The sequence below is a fragment of the Streptomyces monashensis genome (assembly GCF_001866665.1).
GTDB lineage: Bacteria > Actinomycetota > Actinomycetes > Streptomycetales > Streptomycetaceae > Streptomyces > Streptomyces monashensis.
In genome coordinates this window covers 120,316-135,201 of sequence record NZ_MLYO01000015.1, presented here as the reverse complement: position 1 = coordinate 135,201, position 14,886 = coordinate 120,316, and the positions used below count along the sequence as shown (strand labels likewise).

The 14,886-nt window shown below is 69.8% G+C and carries 16 protein-coding genes and 1 pseudogene; 13 read left to right on the top strand and 4 right to left on the bottom strand.

Annotation, left to right across the window (positions count from 1 at the left end; translation table 11 throughout):
• The first annotated feature begins 1 nt into the window (after position 1).
• From BIV23_RS08505 to BIV23_RS08495, 3 genes are all read left to right on the top strand, one after another.
• Positions 2-1,855, top strand: a complete 1,854-nt coding sequence (locus tag BIV23_RS08505) for a complex I subunit 5 family protein (RefSeq protein ID WP_071380138.1) — start codon at positions 2-4, stop codon at positions 1,853-1,855.
• A gap of 157 nt (positions 1,856-2,012) precedes the next feature.
• Complete coding sequence (gene ligD, locus BIV23_RS08500; protein ID WP_071380137.1) at positions 2,013-2,945, top strand: non-homologous end-joining DNA ligase; 933 nt, start codon at positions 2,013-2,015, stop codon at positions 2,943-2,945.
• A gap of 457 nt (positions 2,946-3,402) precedes the next feature.
• Positions 3,403-4,572 (top strand): SDR family oxidoreductase, encoded by a 1,170-nt coding sequence (locus BIV23_RS08495; RefSeq protein ID WP_079173027.1) that lies wholly within the window; start codon positions 3,403-3,405, stop codon positions 4,570-4,572.
• Positions 4,573-4,745: 173 nt separating this feature from the next.
• On the opposite strand, the gene BIV23_RS08490 is transcribed toward BIV23_RS08495, so the two are convergent.
• The gene (locus BIV23_RS08490) at positions 4,746-5,261 is read right to left on the bottom strand and encodes an RICIN domain-containing protein (protein ID WP_143079059.1); all 516 of its coding nucleotides are present in this window, start codon (positions 5,259-5,261) and stop codon (positions 4,746-4,748) included.
• Between the two features lie 219 nt (positions 5,262-5,480).
• Between BIV23_RS08490 and BIV23_RS50190 the strand changes: the two genes are divergently transcribed.
• Both BIV23_RS50190 and BIV23_RS53895 read left to right on the top strand, forming a co-directional pair.
• The gene (locus BIV23_RS50190; RefSeq protein ID WP_177239783.1) at positions 5,481-5,624 is read left to right on the top strand and encodes a hypothetical protein; all 144 of its coding nucleotides are present in this window, start codon (positions 5,481-5,483) and stop codon (positions 5,622-5,624) included.
• A gap of 73 nt (positions 5,625-5,697) precedes the next feature.
• Positions 5,698-6,012 (top strand): annotated as a pseudogene (locus tag BIV23_RS53895) (CoA transferase); the annotation flags it as partial.
• A gap of 65 nt (positions 6,013-6,077) precedes the next feature.
• On the opposite strand, the gene BIV23_RS08485 reads toward BIV23_RS53895, so the two are convergent.
• Positions 6,078-6,581 (bottom strand): GNAT family N-acetyltransferase, encoded by a 504-nt coding sequence (locus tag BIV23_RS08485; RefSeq protein WP_071380135.1) that lies wholly within the window; start codon positions 6,579-6,581, stop codon positions 6,078-6,080.
• 331 nt (positions 6,582-6,912) lie between these two features.
• Positions 6,913-7,242, bottom strand: coding sequence for a hypothetical protein (locus BIV23_RS08480; RefSeq protein ID WP_177239781.1), 330 nt, complete (start codon positions 7,240-7,242; stop codon positions 6,913-6,915).
• A gap of 286 nt (positions 7,243-7,528) precedes the next feature.
• Between BIV23_RS08480 and BIV23_RS08475 the strand changes: the two genes are divergently transcribed.
• From BIV23_RS08475 to BIV23_RS08455, 5 genes are all read left to right on the top strand, one after another.
• On the top strand, positions 7,529-8,095 hold the full coding sequence (locus BIV23_RS08475) for a ricin-type beta-trefoil lectin domain protein (RefSeq protein ID WP_071380134.1): 567 nt from the start codon (positions 7,529-7,531) through the stop codon (positions 8,093-8,095).
• A gap of 247 nt (positions 8,096-8,342) precedes the next feature.
• Positions 8,343-8,786, top strand: coding sequence for an XRE family transcriptional regulator (locus BIV23_RS08470; protein ID WP_245790452.1), 444 nt, complete (start codon positions 8,343-8,345; stop codon positions 8,784-8,786).
• A 104-nt stretch (positions 8,787-8,890) separates the two neighbouring features.
• On the top strand, positions 8,891-9,373 hold the full coding sequence (locus BIV23_RS08465) for a ParH-like protein (RefSeq protein WP_079173026.1): 483 nt from the start codon (positions 8,891-8,893) through the stop codon (positions 9,371-9,373).
• Positions 9,366-10,574: an MAB_1171c family putative transporter gene (locus BIV23_RS08460; RefSeq protein WP_071380131.1), complete on the top strand. Its 1,209-nt coding sequence runs from the start codon at positions 9,366-9,368 to the stop codon at positions 10,572-10,574. The genes BIV23_RS08465 and BIV23_RS08460 overlap by 8 nt, the downstream gene beginning before the upstream one ends.
• 209 nt (positions 10,575-10,783) lie before the next feature.
• Positions 10,784-11,152, top strand: coding sequence for a VOC family protein (locus BIV23_RS08455; protein WP_071380130.1), 369 nt, complete (start codon positions 10,784-10,786; stop codon positions 11,150-11,152).
• Between the two features lie 457 nt (positions 11,153-11,609).
• Here the strand turns inward: BIV23_RS08455 and BIV23_RS08450 are convergent, their stop codons facing one another.
• Entirely contained in the window at positions 11,610-11,981 is a 372-nt protein-coding gene (locus BIV23_RS08450; protein ID WP_071380129.1) for a DoxX family protein, read from the bottom strand.
• A 3-nt stretch (positions 11,982-11,984) separates the two neighbouring features.
• Here BIV23_RS08450 and BIV23_RS51695 point away from each other — a divergent pair, with 3 nt between their 5' ends.
• The 3 genes from BIV23_RS51695 (at position 11,985) to BIV23_RS08435 (ending at position 14,787) form a co-directional block, all read left to right on the top strand.
• On the top strand, positions 11,985-12,740 hold the full coding sequence (locus BIV23_RS51695; RefSeq protein WP_245790450.1) for a helix-turn-helix domain-containing protein: 756 nt from the start codon (positions 11,985-11,987) through the stop codon (positions 12,738-12,740).
• Positions 12,741-13,238: 498 nt separating this feature from the next.
• On the top strand, positions 13,239-13,703 hold the full coding sequence (locus tag BIV23_RS08440; RefSeq protein WP_071380128.1) for a pyridoxamine 5'-phosphate oxidase family protein: 465 nt from the start codon (positions 13,239-13,241) through the stop codon (positions 13,701-13,703).
• A gap of 88 nt (positions 13,704-13,791) precedes the next feature.
• Positions 13,792-14,787: an alcohol dehydrogenase catalytic domain-containing protein gene (locus tag BIV23_RS08435; protein WP_342746354.1), complete on the top strand. Its 996-nt coding sequence runs from the start codon at positions 13,792-13,794 to the stop codon at positions 14,785-14,787.
• Positions 14,788-14,886 lie beyond the last annotated feature (99 nt).

The window sequence follows — 14,886 nt, the reverse complement described above, 5'->3', positions numbered from 1 at the left end:
CATGGTGCCTACCACCGATCTGCTGCCGCTCGCGATCGCCGTACCGCTGCTGGGCGCCGTGGTCCTGGTGGTCGTCGGTCGGTGGCTGCCGCGGCCGGCCATCGATGCGCTGGTCACCGTCTGGGCGGTGCTGGAGGTCGGCTGCCTCGCCTGGCTGTGGCTGCGTACCGGCGACGGGCACAGCGTCTCGTGGCTGGGCGGCTGGTCCCCGGTGCGCGGTGAGAGCGTCGGCATCGTTCTCGTCGGCGACCGGATCGGCGTCGGTCTCGCACTGCTCACCGGCGCGCTCGTCCTCGCGGTCGTCGTCTACTCCTGGCGTTACTTCGACGAGCCGCCCGAGGCGCACGCGGGCACCTTCCCCGCACTCATCCTCCTGTTCGAGGCGGGCATGGTCGGCTTCGCGCTGACCGGTGACCTGTTCGACGCGTTCGTCTTCTTCGAGCTGATGGGCGCGGTCGCCTACGCCCTGACGGGCTATCGCATCGAAGACCCACGGCCGGTGCAGGGTGCCCTGGTCTTCGGTGTCGTCAACTCTCTGGGCGCATACTGCTCGTTGCTCGGCATCGGGCTGGTCTACGCCCGCACCGGTGAGCTCGGTCTCGCGCAGATCGGTGTGCAACTCGCCCGGCACCGCCCCGATGTCCTGCTGTCCGCGGCCTTCGTGCTGATCGTCACCGGCCTGCTGGTCAAGGCGGCGGTGGTGCCCCTGCACTTCTGGCTTCCGGACGCCCATTCCGTCGCGCCGACCCCGGTGTGCATGCTGCTCTCCGGCGTCATGGTGGAACTCGGCGTCTACGGCACCGCACGCGTCTACTGGGTCGTCTTCTCCGGACCGCACGGCATCACGCACGCGCACCTGCGCGCCGTGTTCGTGGCCGCCGGGGTGCTGACGGCACTGGTGGGGGCCGTGATGTGCTGGCAGCAGCGCCACCTCAAGCGGCTGCTCGCCTTCTCCACCGTCGGGCACGTCGGCCTCTTCCTCGCCGGGACGGCACTGCTCACCCCCGCCGCGACGGCCGGCACCGCGCTGTACGTCGCCGCCCACGCCGGGGTCAAGGCGGCGCTGTTCGCCACGACCGGTGTCCTGCTGGACCGGTACGGCTCCGTCGACGAGCACGGGCTGTACCGGCGCGGCCGCGATCTGCCGTTCGTCGGCGCGCTGTTCGCCGTGGGCGGTCTCGGGCTCGCCGGTCTGCCACCGTTCGGGACAGCCCTCGGCAAAGCTGTCGCCGAGCATGCAGGCGAGGACGAATTCCCTTGGCTGCCCGCGGTGTTCGTGCTGGTCTCGGCGCTCACCGGCGGAGCCGTGCTGCGGGCCGCCACCCGGATCTTCGCCGGCGCCGGGCCCCGGCCGCGCGACCAGTACGCCGGTACGGAGACCACCGGCGGCGGTGAGGAACCGGAGATCCGCGATCCGCAACGCCGGGTTCCCGTCCCCATGCTCGTCGTGCCCGCCGTACTGCTCGCCGCCGCGCTCGCCGTCGGGCTGCTCCCCGGCCTCGGCGCCGCCCTCGCGCATGCCGCCCGGCAGTTCACCGACCGCACCGCCTATACGACGGCGGCGATCCACGGCCACACCGTCGCGCCGTCCACGCCGGTGCCGGACGTCGGCTGGAGCGCCGAAGGCGTGCTCCTCGCGCTTGCCTCGACCGTCCTGGCTGTGCTTCTCGCCATGGCCGCCGTCTGGGGGCCCGCGCTGCGGTCACCGGCGGTGGGCCGGGCCACGGCCGTCTGTGACGGCGTGGGACGGCGCGTGATCGTGCCCCTGCGCCGACTGCACTCGGGACACCTCGGTGACTACGTCGCCTGGCTCGCCGTCGGGATGGCGGTGCTGCTCGTCGTCATGGCCGTGTAGCGCACTGTCACCGAGTCCTACGCGCCGCATGGTGTCCGGTCCGTCGGGCACTCGGAAGAGGTGACCACCAGTTCACCCGGCGGAAGGGGTGCATGAGGATGTCCGTCTCCGCATCGCTCTCGCGGAACCGGCCCGGAGACAACCCGAGGAAGGCCTCATGAATACCAGGACGAGGACCCGGGAGGAGATACGGGTCGGCAGCCGCACTGTGCCGCTGTCGAACCCGGACAAGGAGCTGTTCCCGGACGACGGCATCACCAAGGCCGAGCTGATCGACTACTACCGCGGCATCGCGCCCCTGATGCTGAGCCACCTCAGGGGCCGCCCGCTGGTGATGGAGCGCTATCCGGACGGTTACGAGGGAAATTCGTTCTACCACAAGGACGTTCCCGACTACTTCCCCGACTGGATCCGCACGGTGCGCGTGCCCAAGGAGGGTGGCCATCTCACCATGGCCGTCTGTGACGACACGGCCACCCTTGTCTACCTTGCCAACCAGGCGTGTATCACCCCGCATCCCTGGCTGAGCCCCGCGGACTGCCTGGACTGCCCCGACCGGCTGGTCTTCGACCTCGACCCGCCTGACAGCGCACGCGACGGCTTCGAGAGCGTCCGGTGGGGCGCGCGCCGGCTGGGCGACCTGCTGACCGAGCTGGGGCTGCGCCCCGCGCTGATGACGACGGGATCACGCGGCCTGCACCTCCTGGTGCCGCTCGACCGGCGCACGGACTTCGACACCGCTCGGCACTTCGCCCGGCGCGTCGCCGACCTGCTCGCGGCGCGTCACAGCGACCGCCTGACGACCGAAGTCCGCAAGAACAAACGCCGGGGCCGCCTCTACCTGGACACCCAGCGCAACGCCTACGCCCAGACTTCGGTCGCCCCCTACGCCGTCCGCGCCCGCCCGCACGCCCCGGTCGCCACCCCGCTGGCGTGGACGGAACTCGACGACCCGGAGCTGGGCCCACGGCGCTGGACCCTGCGCACCCTCCCCGAACGCCTGGACAAGCACGAAAACCCGTGGAAGGACCTGAGCCGCTGCCGGCGCTCCCTCGACAGGGCACGACACCACTTGAACGACCTCGCGTGACCCGACAGGACGTGTGCGGGTCGGGACGAGTCGCCCGCCAGGGCCAGGGCGTGCACCATGCAACGGATCCGGCACCGAACGCGCTGCGCGGTCGTCTGCTCGTTTCGGCGCCACCTGCACACACTGCGTGCTCATGGGCCATCACAACGTCGCCGACGCCGCAGTCCGCGCGGAACGCCGCCTGGCCGCGTCCCCCGGCCTCACCGACCGCGGGCCGGACCGGGCTCTGACGTCCAGGAACCACGCGCCCCAGGCCGACATGCACCTGTGTCGGCAGGTGCATCGGCCCTGGCCGGCACCATCGTGCAGGTGTGACCTCGGCCGGCTGCGGGAGGTTTTCGGACGCACCTGGGGGTTACTCCGCAAGTGCACGACTGTCCCTGTTCCGGCGGTCCCGCCACAAGGGTGCGCACCGCTCGTCAGACCCGTTCAGGGACGAGAAACGGAGGCCGCAGCCATGTTCCAACGGTCCGGTCATGGGTCGCACAGCCCACGGGTCGTCGTGGTCACCGGAGCCAGCGGGGGCGTCGGCCGGGCCACAGCCCGAGCGTTCGCCGCACGGGGCGACCGCGTGGCGCTCGTGGCACGGGGCCGAAACGGGCTGGACGCCGCAGCCGACGAGATACGCCGCGCCGGCGGAACCGCGCTGCCGCTGGAGGCGGACGTGGCCGATCCCCGCGCCGTGGAGGACGTGGCAGCACGGGTCGAACGTGAACTCGGCCCGATCGACGTCTGGGTCAACGACGCCTTCGCCACGGTGTTCGCGGAGTTCACCGACATCGAGCCGGACGAGTTCCGCCGGGTCACCGAGGTCTGCTACCTCGGTTACGTGTACGGCACGCAGGCAGCCCTGCGCCGGATGCTGCCGCGCGATCACGGCGTCGTCGTACAGGTCGGCTCGGCGCTCGCCTACCGCGGCATCCCCCTGCAGTCCGCCTACTGCGGCGCCAAGCACGCGATCCAAGGCTGGAACGAGGCAGTGCGCTGCGAACTCCTGCACCACCGCAGCGGGGTGGCGGTCACCATGGTCCAGCTGCCGGCCCTCAACACCCCCCAGTTCGACTGGTCGTTGAGCCGGATGCCGTACCGTCCACAGCCCGTTCCACCGATCTACCAACCCGAACTCGCCGCCCGTGCCGTCGTGTACGCCGCCGGCCGTCCGCGCAGGCGTGAGTACTGGGTCGGCGCGAGCACCGTGGGCACACTGCTGGCGAACGCCGTCGCGCCCGGCCTGCTCGACCGCTACCTGGCCCGAACCGGCTACGACTCGCAGATGACTGACGAGCCGAGGCCGCCCGGCAGCCGCGACAATCTCTGGCAGCCGCTGGACGGCATCGACGGGAGGGACTTCGGCGCGCACGGCCGCTTCGGCGAACGGGCGGCATCGCGCGCCCCGCAGCCATGGGCCTCACGTCATCACGACGCGCTCGCCTTGGCCGGAGCCGCCGCGGCCACGGCTGCGGCCGGTTTGGCGATGCGCCACCGCCCTCGGCGACGCGCTGGGCGCACCGGATCCGGCCCTCGACACCGTCGTGGATCGCGCTCTTCGCTGGGAGAGGCAACCGTGCCGGTCCGGTCAACCAGTGCTGAGCTGGGCAGCAGAGACAGCGCACGGAGCCGGGGTTGATGCACGAGGGGCACCGGCACCGCGGCAATCACGGACGGCGAGCTGCCCGACACCACCGCGCCGCTCTACCAGACCTCACCGCCCAAGCGCGCCTCAAGGCCGTCTGCGCCACCGGCCCGCGGCACGCTCCTTCCGGCCGGAGAGACCGCGGGCCCAAGGTCGTTACGGAGCTGTCAGGACACGAACCACTTCTGGTTGTTGCCGTAGTTCGCGGTCCACACCTGGAGGCGACCGGTGCTGACGTCCATGTCCAGTACCAGGTTGGTGTTACCGCCGTTGACGAGCTCGTAGGCGCTGCCTTCCGGCCACCCGTACCACGCGTAGTCGCCACCGGTTACGTTGCCGCACGGCCCGGAGACGACGACCGGAGACCCGACAGTCGTCCAGTTGGGGACCAGACACCCGGAGTTGGGGAGCCATTCGAAGACGTACCAGGCCCCGCCCCGGGAGTCGGTACCGCTGATGGGTATGGCCTGCCAATTGGAGGAGCTGCCGTTGCACGGGACTGCCCGAACGGTCGCCCCCCAGGAACCTGACTGAGGTGCGAAGCACGGCGCACCGCTGGCCACAACCCGAAGGTTTTTATACATTCCATCAGAAATAGCCGCCTGCGCCGGCACAGCCTGTGCCACGAATGCCGCAGCAGCAGCACCCGCCACCATCAGTATCCGACGAAGCCTCTTCGTCATCACGATCCCCCATCCTCGTTGCCGACAGCAGTCGACCCCAGTGGGCCAGCCGTCAGTGGTCACTTCAGGTATCACCAATCCTGGCCTGCCAACGCATCGTGTGGAGTGCCCAGTTGCACAGTGAAGGGGTGGTTCCGGTGTCATAGTGCACAGCGAGCCGGAAAGTTGCATGCAGCGGCTGCGCAGGGGTCGGCCCCGGCGGTAGTGACCTTGCCCTCGGTGGCGGACGGACCGCACTTCGTGCCCACCCTGCTGGCCGACAAGATCGGCGGTCTGACGATCGTCCAGGCGGTGCTCGGCGCCCCGGTCCACCGGTCGAACGGCGGCGAGGGCAGCACATCGAGGTGCCGATGGCCGATGTGATGATGGCCTTCAACCTGGTCGAGCACCTGAGCGAGGCGGTCTTCGACCCCGACGGCCGCTACGGCGCGCCGCGCTCGCTCAGCCCGCCCGCCGGGTCCAGCACACCGCCGACGGCTGGATGTGCATCCTGCCGCACAACAACCGCACCTGCCGCGAGTTCCGCACCTTCGCCGGACGCCCCGAGCCGGCCGACGACCCGCGGTTCGCCACTTGCGCCCTGCGCGCCCGCAACACGGACGGCGGCTACGACCGGTGCATACCCGAGGCAAGGAGCGAACCCACCCATGGCGTAACAGAACGCGGTCCTGGGCGGCAGGTGCCGGCACGGCAGGAGTTCACGCCCCGATCCGTGCGGATCGCCGGCGCGGTGGGGCCCGGGGGGCGGTGACGCTGCACGGGAACTCCGGCTCCCGTTCGATCAGGGACTCGCCTGAGCGGTACGACGATGGATTCTCAAGCGTCGGGGTGCGCCGGCAGCGCGAGCCAGTCCGACCAGGAGATCTCCCGGCCGATGAAGCGTGGCTGCTGGAACGGCCAGTCGGCGGCGATCCACTGTGGCACCAGCGCGTCCAGAGCCTGCTCGACCTTGCTGCCCACCAGCTCGTCCACCACCCACCACGAGATCTCGCCGTCCGCGCCGGCCTTCTCCGGCGGATCGATGTAGACGCAGCCGAACAGGGCCGTCTCCCCCGCGTCGAACAGCGCGTAGTTGAAGGACTGGTGTGCGGTGATCTCCTTCTCGTGCCGCAACAGGTCGGCCTGGTCGGCCTCGTAGGTCATGGTGGCCACGGGCCACCCCCAGGCCGGGCCGAAGATGGTCCACAGCCGCTCGCGCGAGCCCATGACGGCCGGATAGTCGAGAGGTGTGTCCGCCTCACGGATCGGCCGCAGGTGATGGCCGCCGTCCGGCAGTGGTACCCGGACGGGGTGGACGAAGTCATGGGGCAGCCAGCTCATGACGCCCGACCGTAGCACCGTGCGGGCGTCCGCTCCCCTGGATTTTCTCGGCACCGACGCGCGGACCGCCATGCCGTCTCTCCCATGGGAACAGTGGCCGCTGTTCAGACCGGAGCGGAGCACCGTCATGCTCGCTTGGCGCGTACGTACTCCAGCCGTGCAGGTATGGGCGCAGGCTCTCTGGTGCGAACGCCGGAAGTTCCGGCAGTCCTGGGCTCTGGAGCACCGGGGCGATGCAGTGGGCGCGGCACCGTGCCAAGGCGATCCACGCAGTGACGTCCTCGGCCGCGCCACACGTGCAGGTCCCCCATGTCGGGTGCGGTCGGCTTTTTCAGCGGCGCCGCACCGTGGAGGGCAGGGGGAGAGCGGGGCCGGATGCCGCGCGGTGGGCGCGGCGCCACGGGCCGGGGTCCGCACCCAGCGCCTGCACGATGTCCGACAACAACTCCACGTCCATGCGCCGTCGCCCCGTACGGAAACAGTCGTACACCGTGATCCGGCCCGGGGCACGCTCTTCCGCCGGCACACCGCGGGCAGCTCTGGCTGCACCGATCCGCCGGGTGATCGTCGTGTAGGAGGGGCTTCCGGCGTCCTGTCTGAGCAGCGTCAGGCGCTCGGCCAGTCCATCCAGGGTGCATACGCCTGCGAGGTCGGGAATCACCGAGGGGCGGATTGCGGTTGCCTGACACCTTCGCACTGCCCCCGCAGTCACCTGTGACGTGGCCACATCCAACCTCCGTTGCCTCGAACCGACTTCGGTGCCAGTCACGTAGTGTCGCCACCCCAGCGACGAGCGTCAACTCAGATGAATGATCACTGGCTTTTTCATACACATCTGCTACCAGCACTCGTTCGGGAACGTTCGGAATGCTCCCGACCCCACTGCCCACATCGCCAACATGACGGAGCACGCTTCGCTGACGCTCGGCAGAAGGGAAATCAAACCTGTGAGGCACATCTGGAAGATGGTCTCGGCCCTGGCGATCGCGCTCGGCCTGGGACTGACCCTGTGCTCCGTGTCCGCACAGGCGGACCCGGTCAACCCCCAGCCCTACGCCTACGGCTTCCTCGCCGCTCTCTACAAGCCGCCCTCCAACAACGGGACTTACTTCTGCATGGACGAGTACCGGCAGATCAACGGCCAAGGCCGTCCGGTCGTACTCAAACCGTGTGACGGCTCCTGGAACCAGTTCTGGTTCGTCGACCAGAACGGCCTGATCCACAGCACCAATGACGGTCAGTGCCTGTGGGGTCACGTCGCGAACGGGCCTTCCGACGGACCTGACACGATCGCCGTCCCGTGCAACTCCGGTGACGTGCACCAGCGTTGGACGTTCGACAGCAACCACAGCGTGTGCAACGCCGCCAACGCCTGCCTGAACTCCACCGGCATGCCCGGACCGCGCGGTTCGTACCACCTCATGGGCGCGGGAAAGGGACCGGACCCCAACATCAACCAGCAGTTTGACTGGCACCACTCCGACAGCAGCACGCCCATCAACCCCAACCTCTGACCGTCGCAGCCTCGGCATGACCTGACAGCCACACGTGTGCGGCCGGAGGGGGGCGCGCAACCGGCCAGGTCAACTCACCGGGGAACGAAGCCGGTCTCCAGCCTCGTGGGCCCCTGTTTCGGGGGCTCGCGAGGCAGGCCGGGCGCGTCTGGAGGCTGCCGCCGCCATTAGCTATCGTTGTGGGCCAAGGTATCCGTCGTCAATTCAGGCTGAAACCCGCACAAGACGAAGAAGAAGGTGTGACGTGGTGGACTCGGCCCGGAAGGGAGAGCCGGCCGAGCCGGCCGGGCTTGCGGCCAAGATCGAGGCGCTGTTCGAGACGGTCCGCCGGCCCGACCGTGAGCAGTACAGCAACGAGGAGGTGGCGAGTGCCTGTCGTGAGGCGACGGGCGAGTCCTTCTCCACGACCTACCTGTGGCAACTGCGCACCGGCCGCCGCGACAACCCCACCAAGCGCCATCTGGAGGCGCTCGCGCAGTTCTTCCAGGTCCCGCCCGCCTATTTCTTCGACGAGCAGGAGGGCCGGGAGATCGCCAGGGAACTGGCGCTGCTGGGCGCGATGCGCGATGCCGGTGTGCGCAGCGTGGCCCTGCGCGCGGTCAATCTCTCGCCAGAGGGGCTGGACACGGTGAGCGAGTTGATCGACGTCATCGCGCGACGGGACGCGGCCCGCAACAGGCCGACGTCCTGACAGCGCGGCAACGGCTCCGGCCGACCGGTACAGGAATCGTTGAGTGAGGTGGGACAGCGATGCGTCGAGGCCAGGACGAGCCCACGGTGCGGCGATGCAGAAAGATGGCCGAACAGCTCGAACTGCCCGAGCCGTTCGACGCCGCGGAGTTACTCACCCGGCTCGGCCGTCAACGCGGTCGGGCCATCGAGCTGGTGCCGGTGTCCTCCAGCCCCAACCTTCCCTGCGGCCTGCTGGTGTCCACCAGCGGCACCGACTACATCCTCTACGCAGCCGACACCAGCCCCCTGCACCGACAGCACATCCTCGTCCACGAGGCAGCCCACCTGCTGTTCGACCACACGGGCACCACACCGCTCTCTCCGGTCACGTCCCGGACACTTCTCCCCCACCTGTCCTCCGACCTGGTACGACGGGTACTCGGACGCACCGGCTACGACGAACCACAGGAGCGGGAGGCCGAGCTGCTGGCATCGCTGATCATGAGCAGGGCGGCCCGAGCCGACGCGGCATCGCTGCACCGCGAGCGGTTCCTGAGCCTCAACGTCTTCTTCGCCCCGGCACCGGACGAGGACGGCCGTGACTGACGTCGCCCTCTATCTGATCGCCGCGGTCTTCCTGCTCAGCGCCTGCTACCTCCGCCGCGTCCGCTGGGAGGGCCTCGCGGCCGCTACCCGGTACGGCACTCTCGCGGCGGCCGCACTGGGCGCCAAGCTGAGCCTGCTCGATCCCTTGACCATCGAGAGTGCCGCGCGCCTACGGCTGGTCCTGCTGCCGGTGCTGCTGGGCTCGGGCCTGTATGTGTGCGCGGCGTGTGCGTTCCGGCTGCTCGCTCTCGCCCTGCACACCGCGGAACCGCCACGATGTGCCGTCCGCCGGGAACTGGTCCTGGTAGGAGGGGCCCTGCTGACCTCACTCGCACTCGAACTCCTCGCTCGTCCGCGGCTGGTGAGCGGAGATCTGGTCACCAGCCCGTCGCACCGGTGGTACCTCGTCGGGTACGACGCGATCATCACGCTGTATCTCGGCTACTGCCTGGCCGCATTGGTCCGCCCGCTGGCCCGGCGTGCCCGCCTGGCCGGACCCGGCGTCCTGCGCACCGCGATGAGGATGTTCACCCTCGGCACCCTGGCCGGCCTGGCGTGGGATGCCTGGGGAGTCGACGACATGATCCGCGAGGCGACGACCAGCACCCAGGACAGCGGGGACGACACCTTGTCCGCCGTGCTGGGCGCGTTGTGCATCGGGCTGCTCGCGGCCGGGGTCGGCACCACGGTGTGGGCGCCGGTCTCCACCGCCGTGCGCGGTTGGTTCGGCACCTATCGCCGCTACCGGGCACTCACCCCGCTATGGGGCGAACTGCACGCCGTGCTGCCCGAGATCACGCTCACCCCGCCGCGAGGACAGTTCGGGCCGTCCCAGGTGCACTTCGCGCTCTACCGGAGAGTCATCGAGATCCAGGACGCGCGTATGATCCTCCGCCACTACACGGACCCCCGCACCTTCGACTGGCTTGCCGAGGCAACCCGTCGGTTCCCCCCGGCCGCAGAGCAGGTCCCGCTCATCGCCGAAGCCGCGTCCCTGGCCGGCGCACTCGAACGCGCGGCCGTAGGCGCCCTCCCGACTCCTCCCGACGCCGATGCCACCGGCACGGACGCACTCCATCAGCCCCTGGAGGCCGAGGCCGACTCGCTCGCGCGACTCGGCGACGTCTTCGCCACCTCACCCGTCATCGCCCACGTCCGAGCCACAGCCCGCGAGCGCACCGCTCCGGCGGTGGGCCGCTGAGGTTGGACCGCCCAGCCCCGCATGGCCAGCTGTTACCGGTCACCGGATGCCATGATCGGGACGGGTCTCGTCGTCTGCGCGCCGTGCGACGACGACCCCACCGCACCATTGCAGCTCCGCCATCTTGAAGTGGCTGGGCGGTTCTGCCGATGAGTTCACCGTCCTCGAACGGTCTGCCCGGCGACACAACCGTTCTCGACAGGAGTGCCATGTCCACCATCCAGCCAGTGATCATCACTGCCGACCAGGATGTCCTGCTCGACTTCTATACGAAATTGTTCGGCGCCGAGGTGATCTTCCGGGTACCGGCGGAAGGCCCGGCCTTCTACCGCGGCTTGCGCATCGGCGACACCGACCTCGGGCTGGTGACCAAGACGGACCCGGGGACCGGGGCGGCACCACGGATCCTGCTCAGCATCGGTGTCGACGACGTCGACGCGACTCTCGGCCGGGTGACGGCCCTGGGCGGCTCGGTCCGCAGCGGCCCCAACGACATGCCGTGGGGACAGCGCGTCGCCCACATCCAGGACCCCGACGGCAACCCGGTGAACCTCACCCAGCCGACCCCGGCCCGGTGACGCTGTTCCGGGGGCATGTGCTGATCGTGGGCTACCTACGGTAGAGGCCATCCGCAGCGGGACGCTCTCCGGCACACCCTGGCCCGATCATGTCCAGCCCGGTCAGCTCTGCGCCGGCCACCGCGCCCGTGCCGCCGGACTCGATCTCGGCAACCCGGTGCCGCAACCGGGTCGCCTGCTCGAGGCCGGCGACGGCGTGGGCGTGTCGGCTGCTCCCGGCGCCTCGTCGAGCCGTGCCTGGCTGCCCGCCGCGTACATCGAAGTGTCGTGGACCATCACTCGTTGCTCGTCGCCCATGCATACGGTCCGGGCGGTGGTGTCGATCGCGGTCGCACGAGCGACGACCGGTTGGACCGGCGTGCCGCTGAGCTGTTGGCGCAACGGCAGTACCGCCAGTCGCTGCCCTGCGGCGAGTTGACGGAGCCGGACCGTTCGTTCCACGAACCAGGCATCGGGGTCAGGCCGCGGATCTGGCCACGGCGATGGCCCAGACGACGTACAGGACGTTCACCACCAGTCGGGCCGCGGCCCCGGCCGGCCGCTCCAGCAGCCGGGTCCGGTCGGGCCGCGCATGTCGCACCGCGTCAACGTGGGACACCTGATAGCAGGTGATCAGGAAGGCGGCCATCCAGCCTCCGACCGGTCTGCTGCCCGCAACCAGCACCAGCGCACCCACGACGACCTCCACGACCCCGGTGACGGCCACGAGGAGCCGCTCCCTGCCAAGCCATGCCGGTACCAGCGTGCGGAAGTATTCGGGAGCCAGAAAGTGCATGACGCCCGTGACGGCCATGAACACCGCCAACCCGATGGCAGCGATAGCGTGCATGGCATGATGATGCGTTCGCCCCGGACCTGGGAGCTTGAACAAAACGATCGCCGCATCGTCTTCGCCGCAGGCACCGAGGCGACGATGTTCGCCGAGTCCCGGCCCTTCCGCGTCTCCGAACATCGGCTGCCCGCATGGAAGGCCGTGCTGCCGATCGGCGGCCACGCCGAACTCCTGCAGCCGGGACAGCGCATGGTGGCCGCGCCCGGGCTGATCGTTCCACCTCAGTTGTCCCACGCCTATGCGGCCACATCGCCCTACGTCGCCTTGTTCATCGACTCCTGGCTGCTGCCCTCCGGCCCGGGACCGACACGACTCGAGGCAGGCGAGGTCCGCCGGCTGCTCGCCGCGCTCGACGCGGCCGGCTCCGAGGGGCCTGGCACCCACGTGGATCTGGCCGCCGGATACACCGAGTTGCGCGCAGTCGCAGGGCACCCGGCACCGCTCGATCCGAGAGTCGCCCACGCCGTTCACATGTGCACGCTGTGCGATCCGGACATACCCGTCGCTTCCATCGCCGACGAGGTCCGCCTGTCGGCACCGCGGTTGCGGGCCTTGGTCCGGCAGGAGGTGGGCATCCCGCTCGCCCGCTTGCGGCGATGGGGCCGGCTCCGTACCGCGATCGCCGACCTGCCGACCGGGGCTGTGGCCCTGGCTGCGGCCGCCGCGGGCTTCGCCGACCAGGCCCACCTCACCCGTACGGCACGGGACTTCATCGGCCGTACGCCCGCCTCCCTGCGACCCAGCGGGTCCGCCTGACCGTGCCGCCAGGCGCCCGATCCGATACCGGGACAACGGGAATGACGCGTGCTCAGCCGGCGAGGGCTGATCACCTGCGTACGCACCGCTGCGTGCGGTCCTCCACGCCGAGGCGACTCCTCGCCCTGCCTCTGAACGGCGACGCGTTCGAGGACGACCTGGGCGCCTGGCTTGCCCGGTACGCCACCGGCCCGGTCGATGAATCCGATGACACGCTGGTCGGCCACTGTCGACGCGAAGTCTGTGCGAGGCTCCCGCACCGGTGGCGCAGCCGTCCACCTGCGCAGCGTCGTCGGCAACCGCCGGCACTGTGCGCAGCCGGCGCGCCCGCTCCACGCTCGTCGTCACCGCTTGCGGCCGCAGCCTCCTGGTGGTCAAGCGGAGCCGTAGGAAGCTCCGCAAGCAGTCTTGAGCCGTAGGCCCATGAGTTCATCGTTCGTCGGACGTAGGTCCCTGGCCTCATGCGCGCTTTGGGCATGCTGGATAGCGTCAGCACTCATGAACACCACGGGGAACGTTCGTCGCCGGGCGGCGGAGCGTAGGCGAGACACATTTGAACGGCTTGTCACCGAACGGGAAGTATGGGTGTCAACGTCTCATCCTGATCACGGGCCGCACCAGGTGCCGCTGTGGTTCTTGTGGGATGGACGAGCGGTGTGGATGTGCACCGGTGCCACCTCCGTGACCGCACGCAACGTCCGCAAAGAGCCCCGCGTGCGCCTGGCGCTTCCGGATACCTTCGACGTGGTGCTTCTCCAGGGTGAGGCGGAGTGTTTCCCGGACCAGGATGTGCCCGGTGACGCAGCGGAAGCGTTCGCCGCCAAGTTCGGATGGGACCCGCGCGGGGAGGAGGGTTCCTTTCTGTACATACGCATGGCACCGAAGACTGTGCGCGCCTGGCGCGGCGAGCCAGAGCTTCGCGGAAGAGTCATCATGCGCGACGGATCGTGGCTGGAACAGTAGCCCTCCCTGACCGGCTTTCCCGATCCCGGTCCGGGTCGCCGCCGCGAGGCGTACGCGACCCTTCGTAGTCGGCGACGGACGCGGGACGATGGCCGGTCCCCCTCGTGAGTACATACAAGGATGCGGGCACATGCGCACGGTAGTGATCGATTCTCAGGGGACATTCCAGCTGAAGCGACGTCCAGAGCCGGTCGCGGGGCCGGGGGCCGTGGTGGTCCGGGTTCGGGCTGCCGGCCTCAACGCCGCTGACCTGCAACAGGCACGGGGGGACTACCCGGCGCCACCGGGCTGGCCGGCCGACGTGCCCGGTCTGGAAGTCGCCGGCGAGGTGGAGCAGGTCGGCCCCGGTGTCGTGGAGGTCACGCCGGGAGATCGGGTGATGGCGCTGGTCGGCGGTGGCGGCCACGCCGAGCGGATCGCGATCCCCGCGGACCTTCTCCTGCCGGTGCCCGAGTACCTGTCATGGGAGGAGGCCGCCGGTTTCCCGGAGGCGTTCAGCACCGCCTGGGACGCCCTGGTCACCCAGGCCGGGATCCGAGCCGGCGATCGAGTACTGGTCAGCGGCGCGGCAGGCGGGGTGGGCACGGCCATGGTGCAGGTCGCCGCGGTCTCCGGAGCACATATCGTGGCCAGCGTGCGCCGCCCCGAACTCCACTGCCGGGTGAGGGCACTTACCCCCGACCGGCAGGTGGATGTCGTCACCCCCGACGAGGAATCCGCCTACGCGCCGTACGACGTCATCGTGGAACTGGTCGGCGGCGAGAACTGCCTGCGGCGAGTAGCTCTGCTCCGCAGCCAGGGCAAGGTCCTCGTCGTCGGAGTCCAGGCCGGCGCCACGGCGCCGCTTCGGATGTTCGACCTCATGCTCGCACGGGCCCAGCTGATCGGCACGACCATCCGCGGGCGCTCACACGCCGAGAAGGCGATCCTCGCCGCCACCGTGCGCACGTCCGTGACGCCGTTGCTGGCGCAGGCAAGGCTGCGCGTACCCATCGACACGGTCTTCCCACTGGACCGGTTCACCGACGCCTACGACCGCCTGGCCGGTCCGGGCAAGTTCGGCAAGGTCATCCTGGTGCCCTGAGGGTGGATCGCCATGCAGCCGCGGAGTGTCCGGGGAGGTGCGGGACGGTCGGCGCGCGCCCAGGTCGATGCCGAAACACCCGTGAGACGACCATGAACC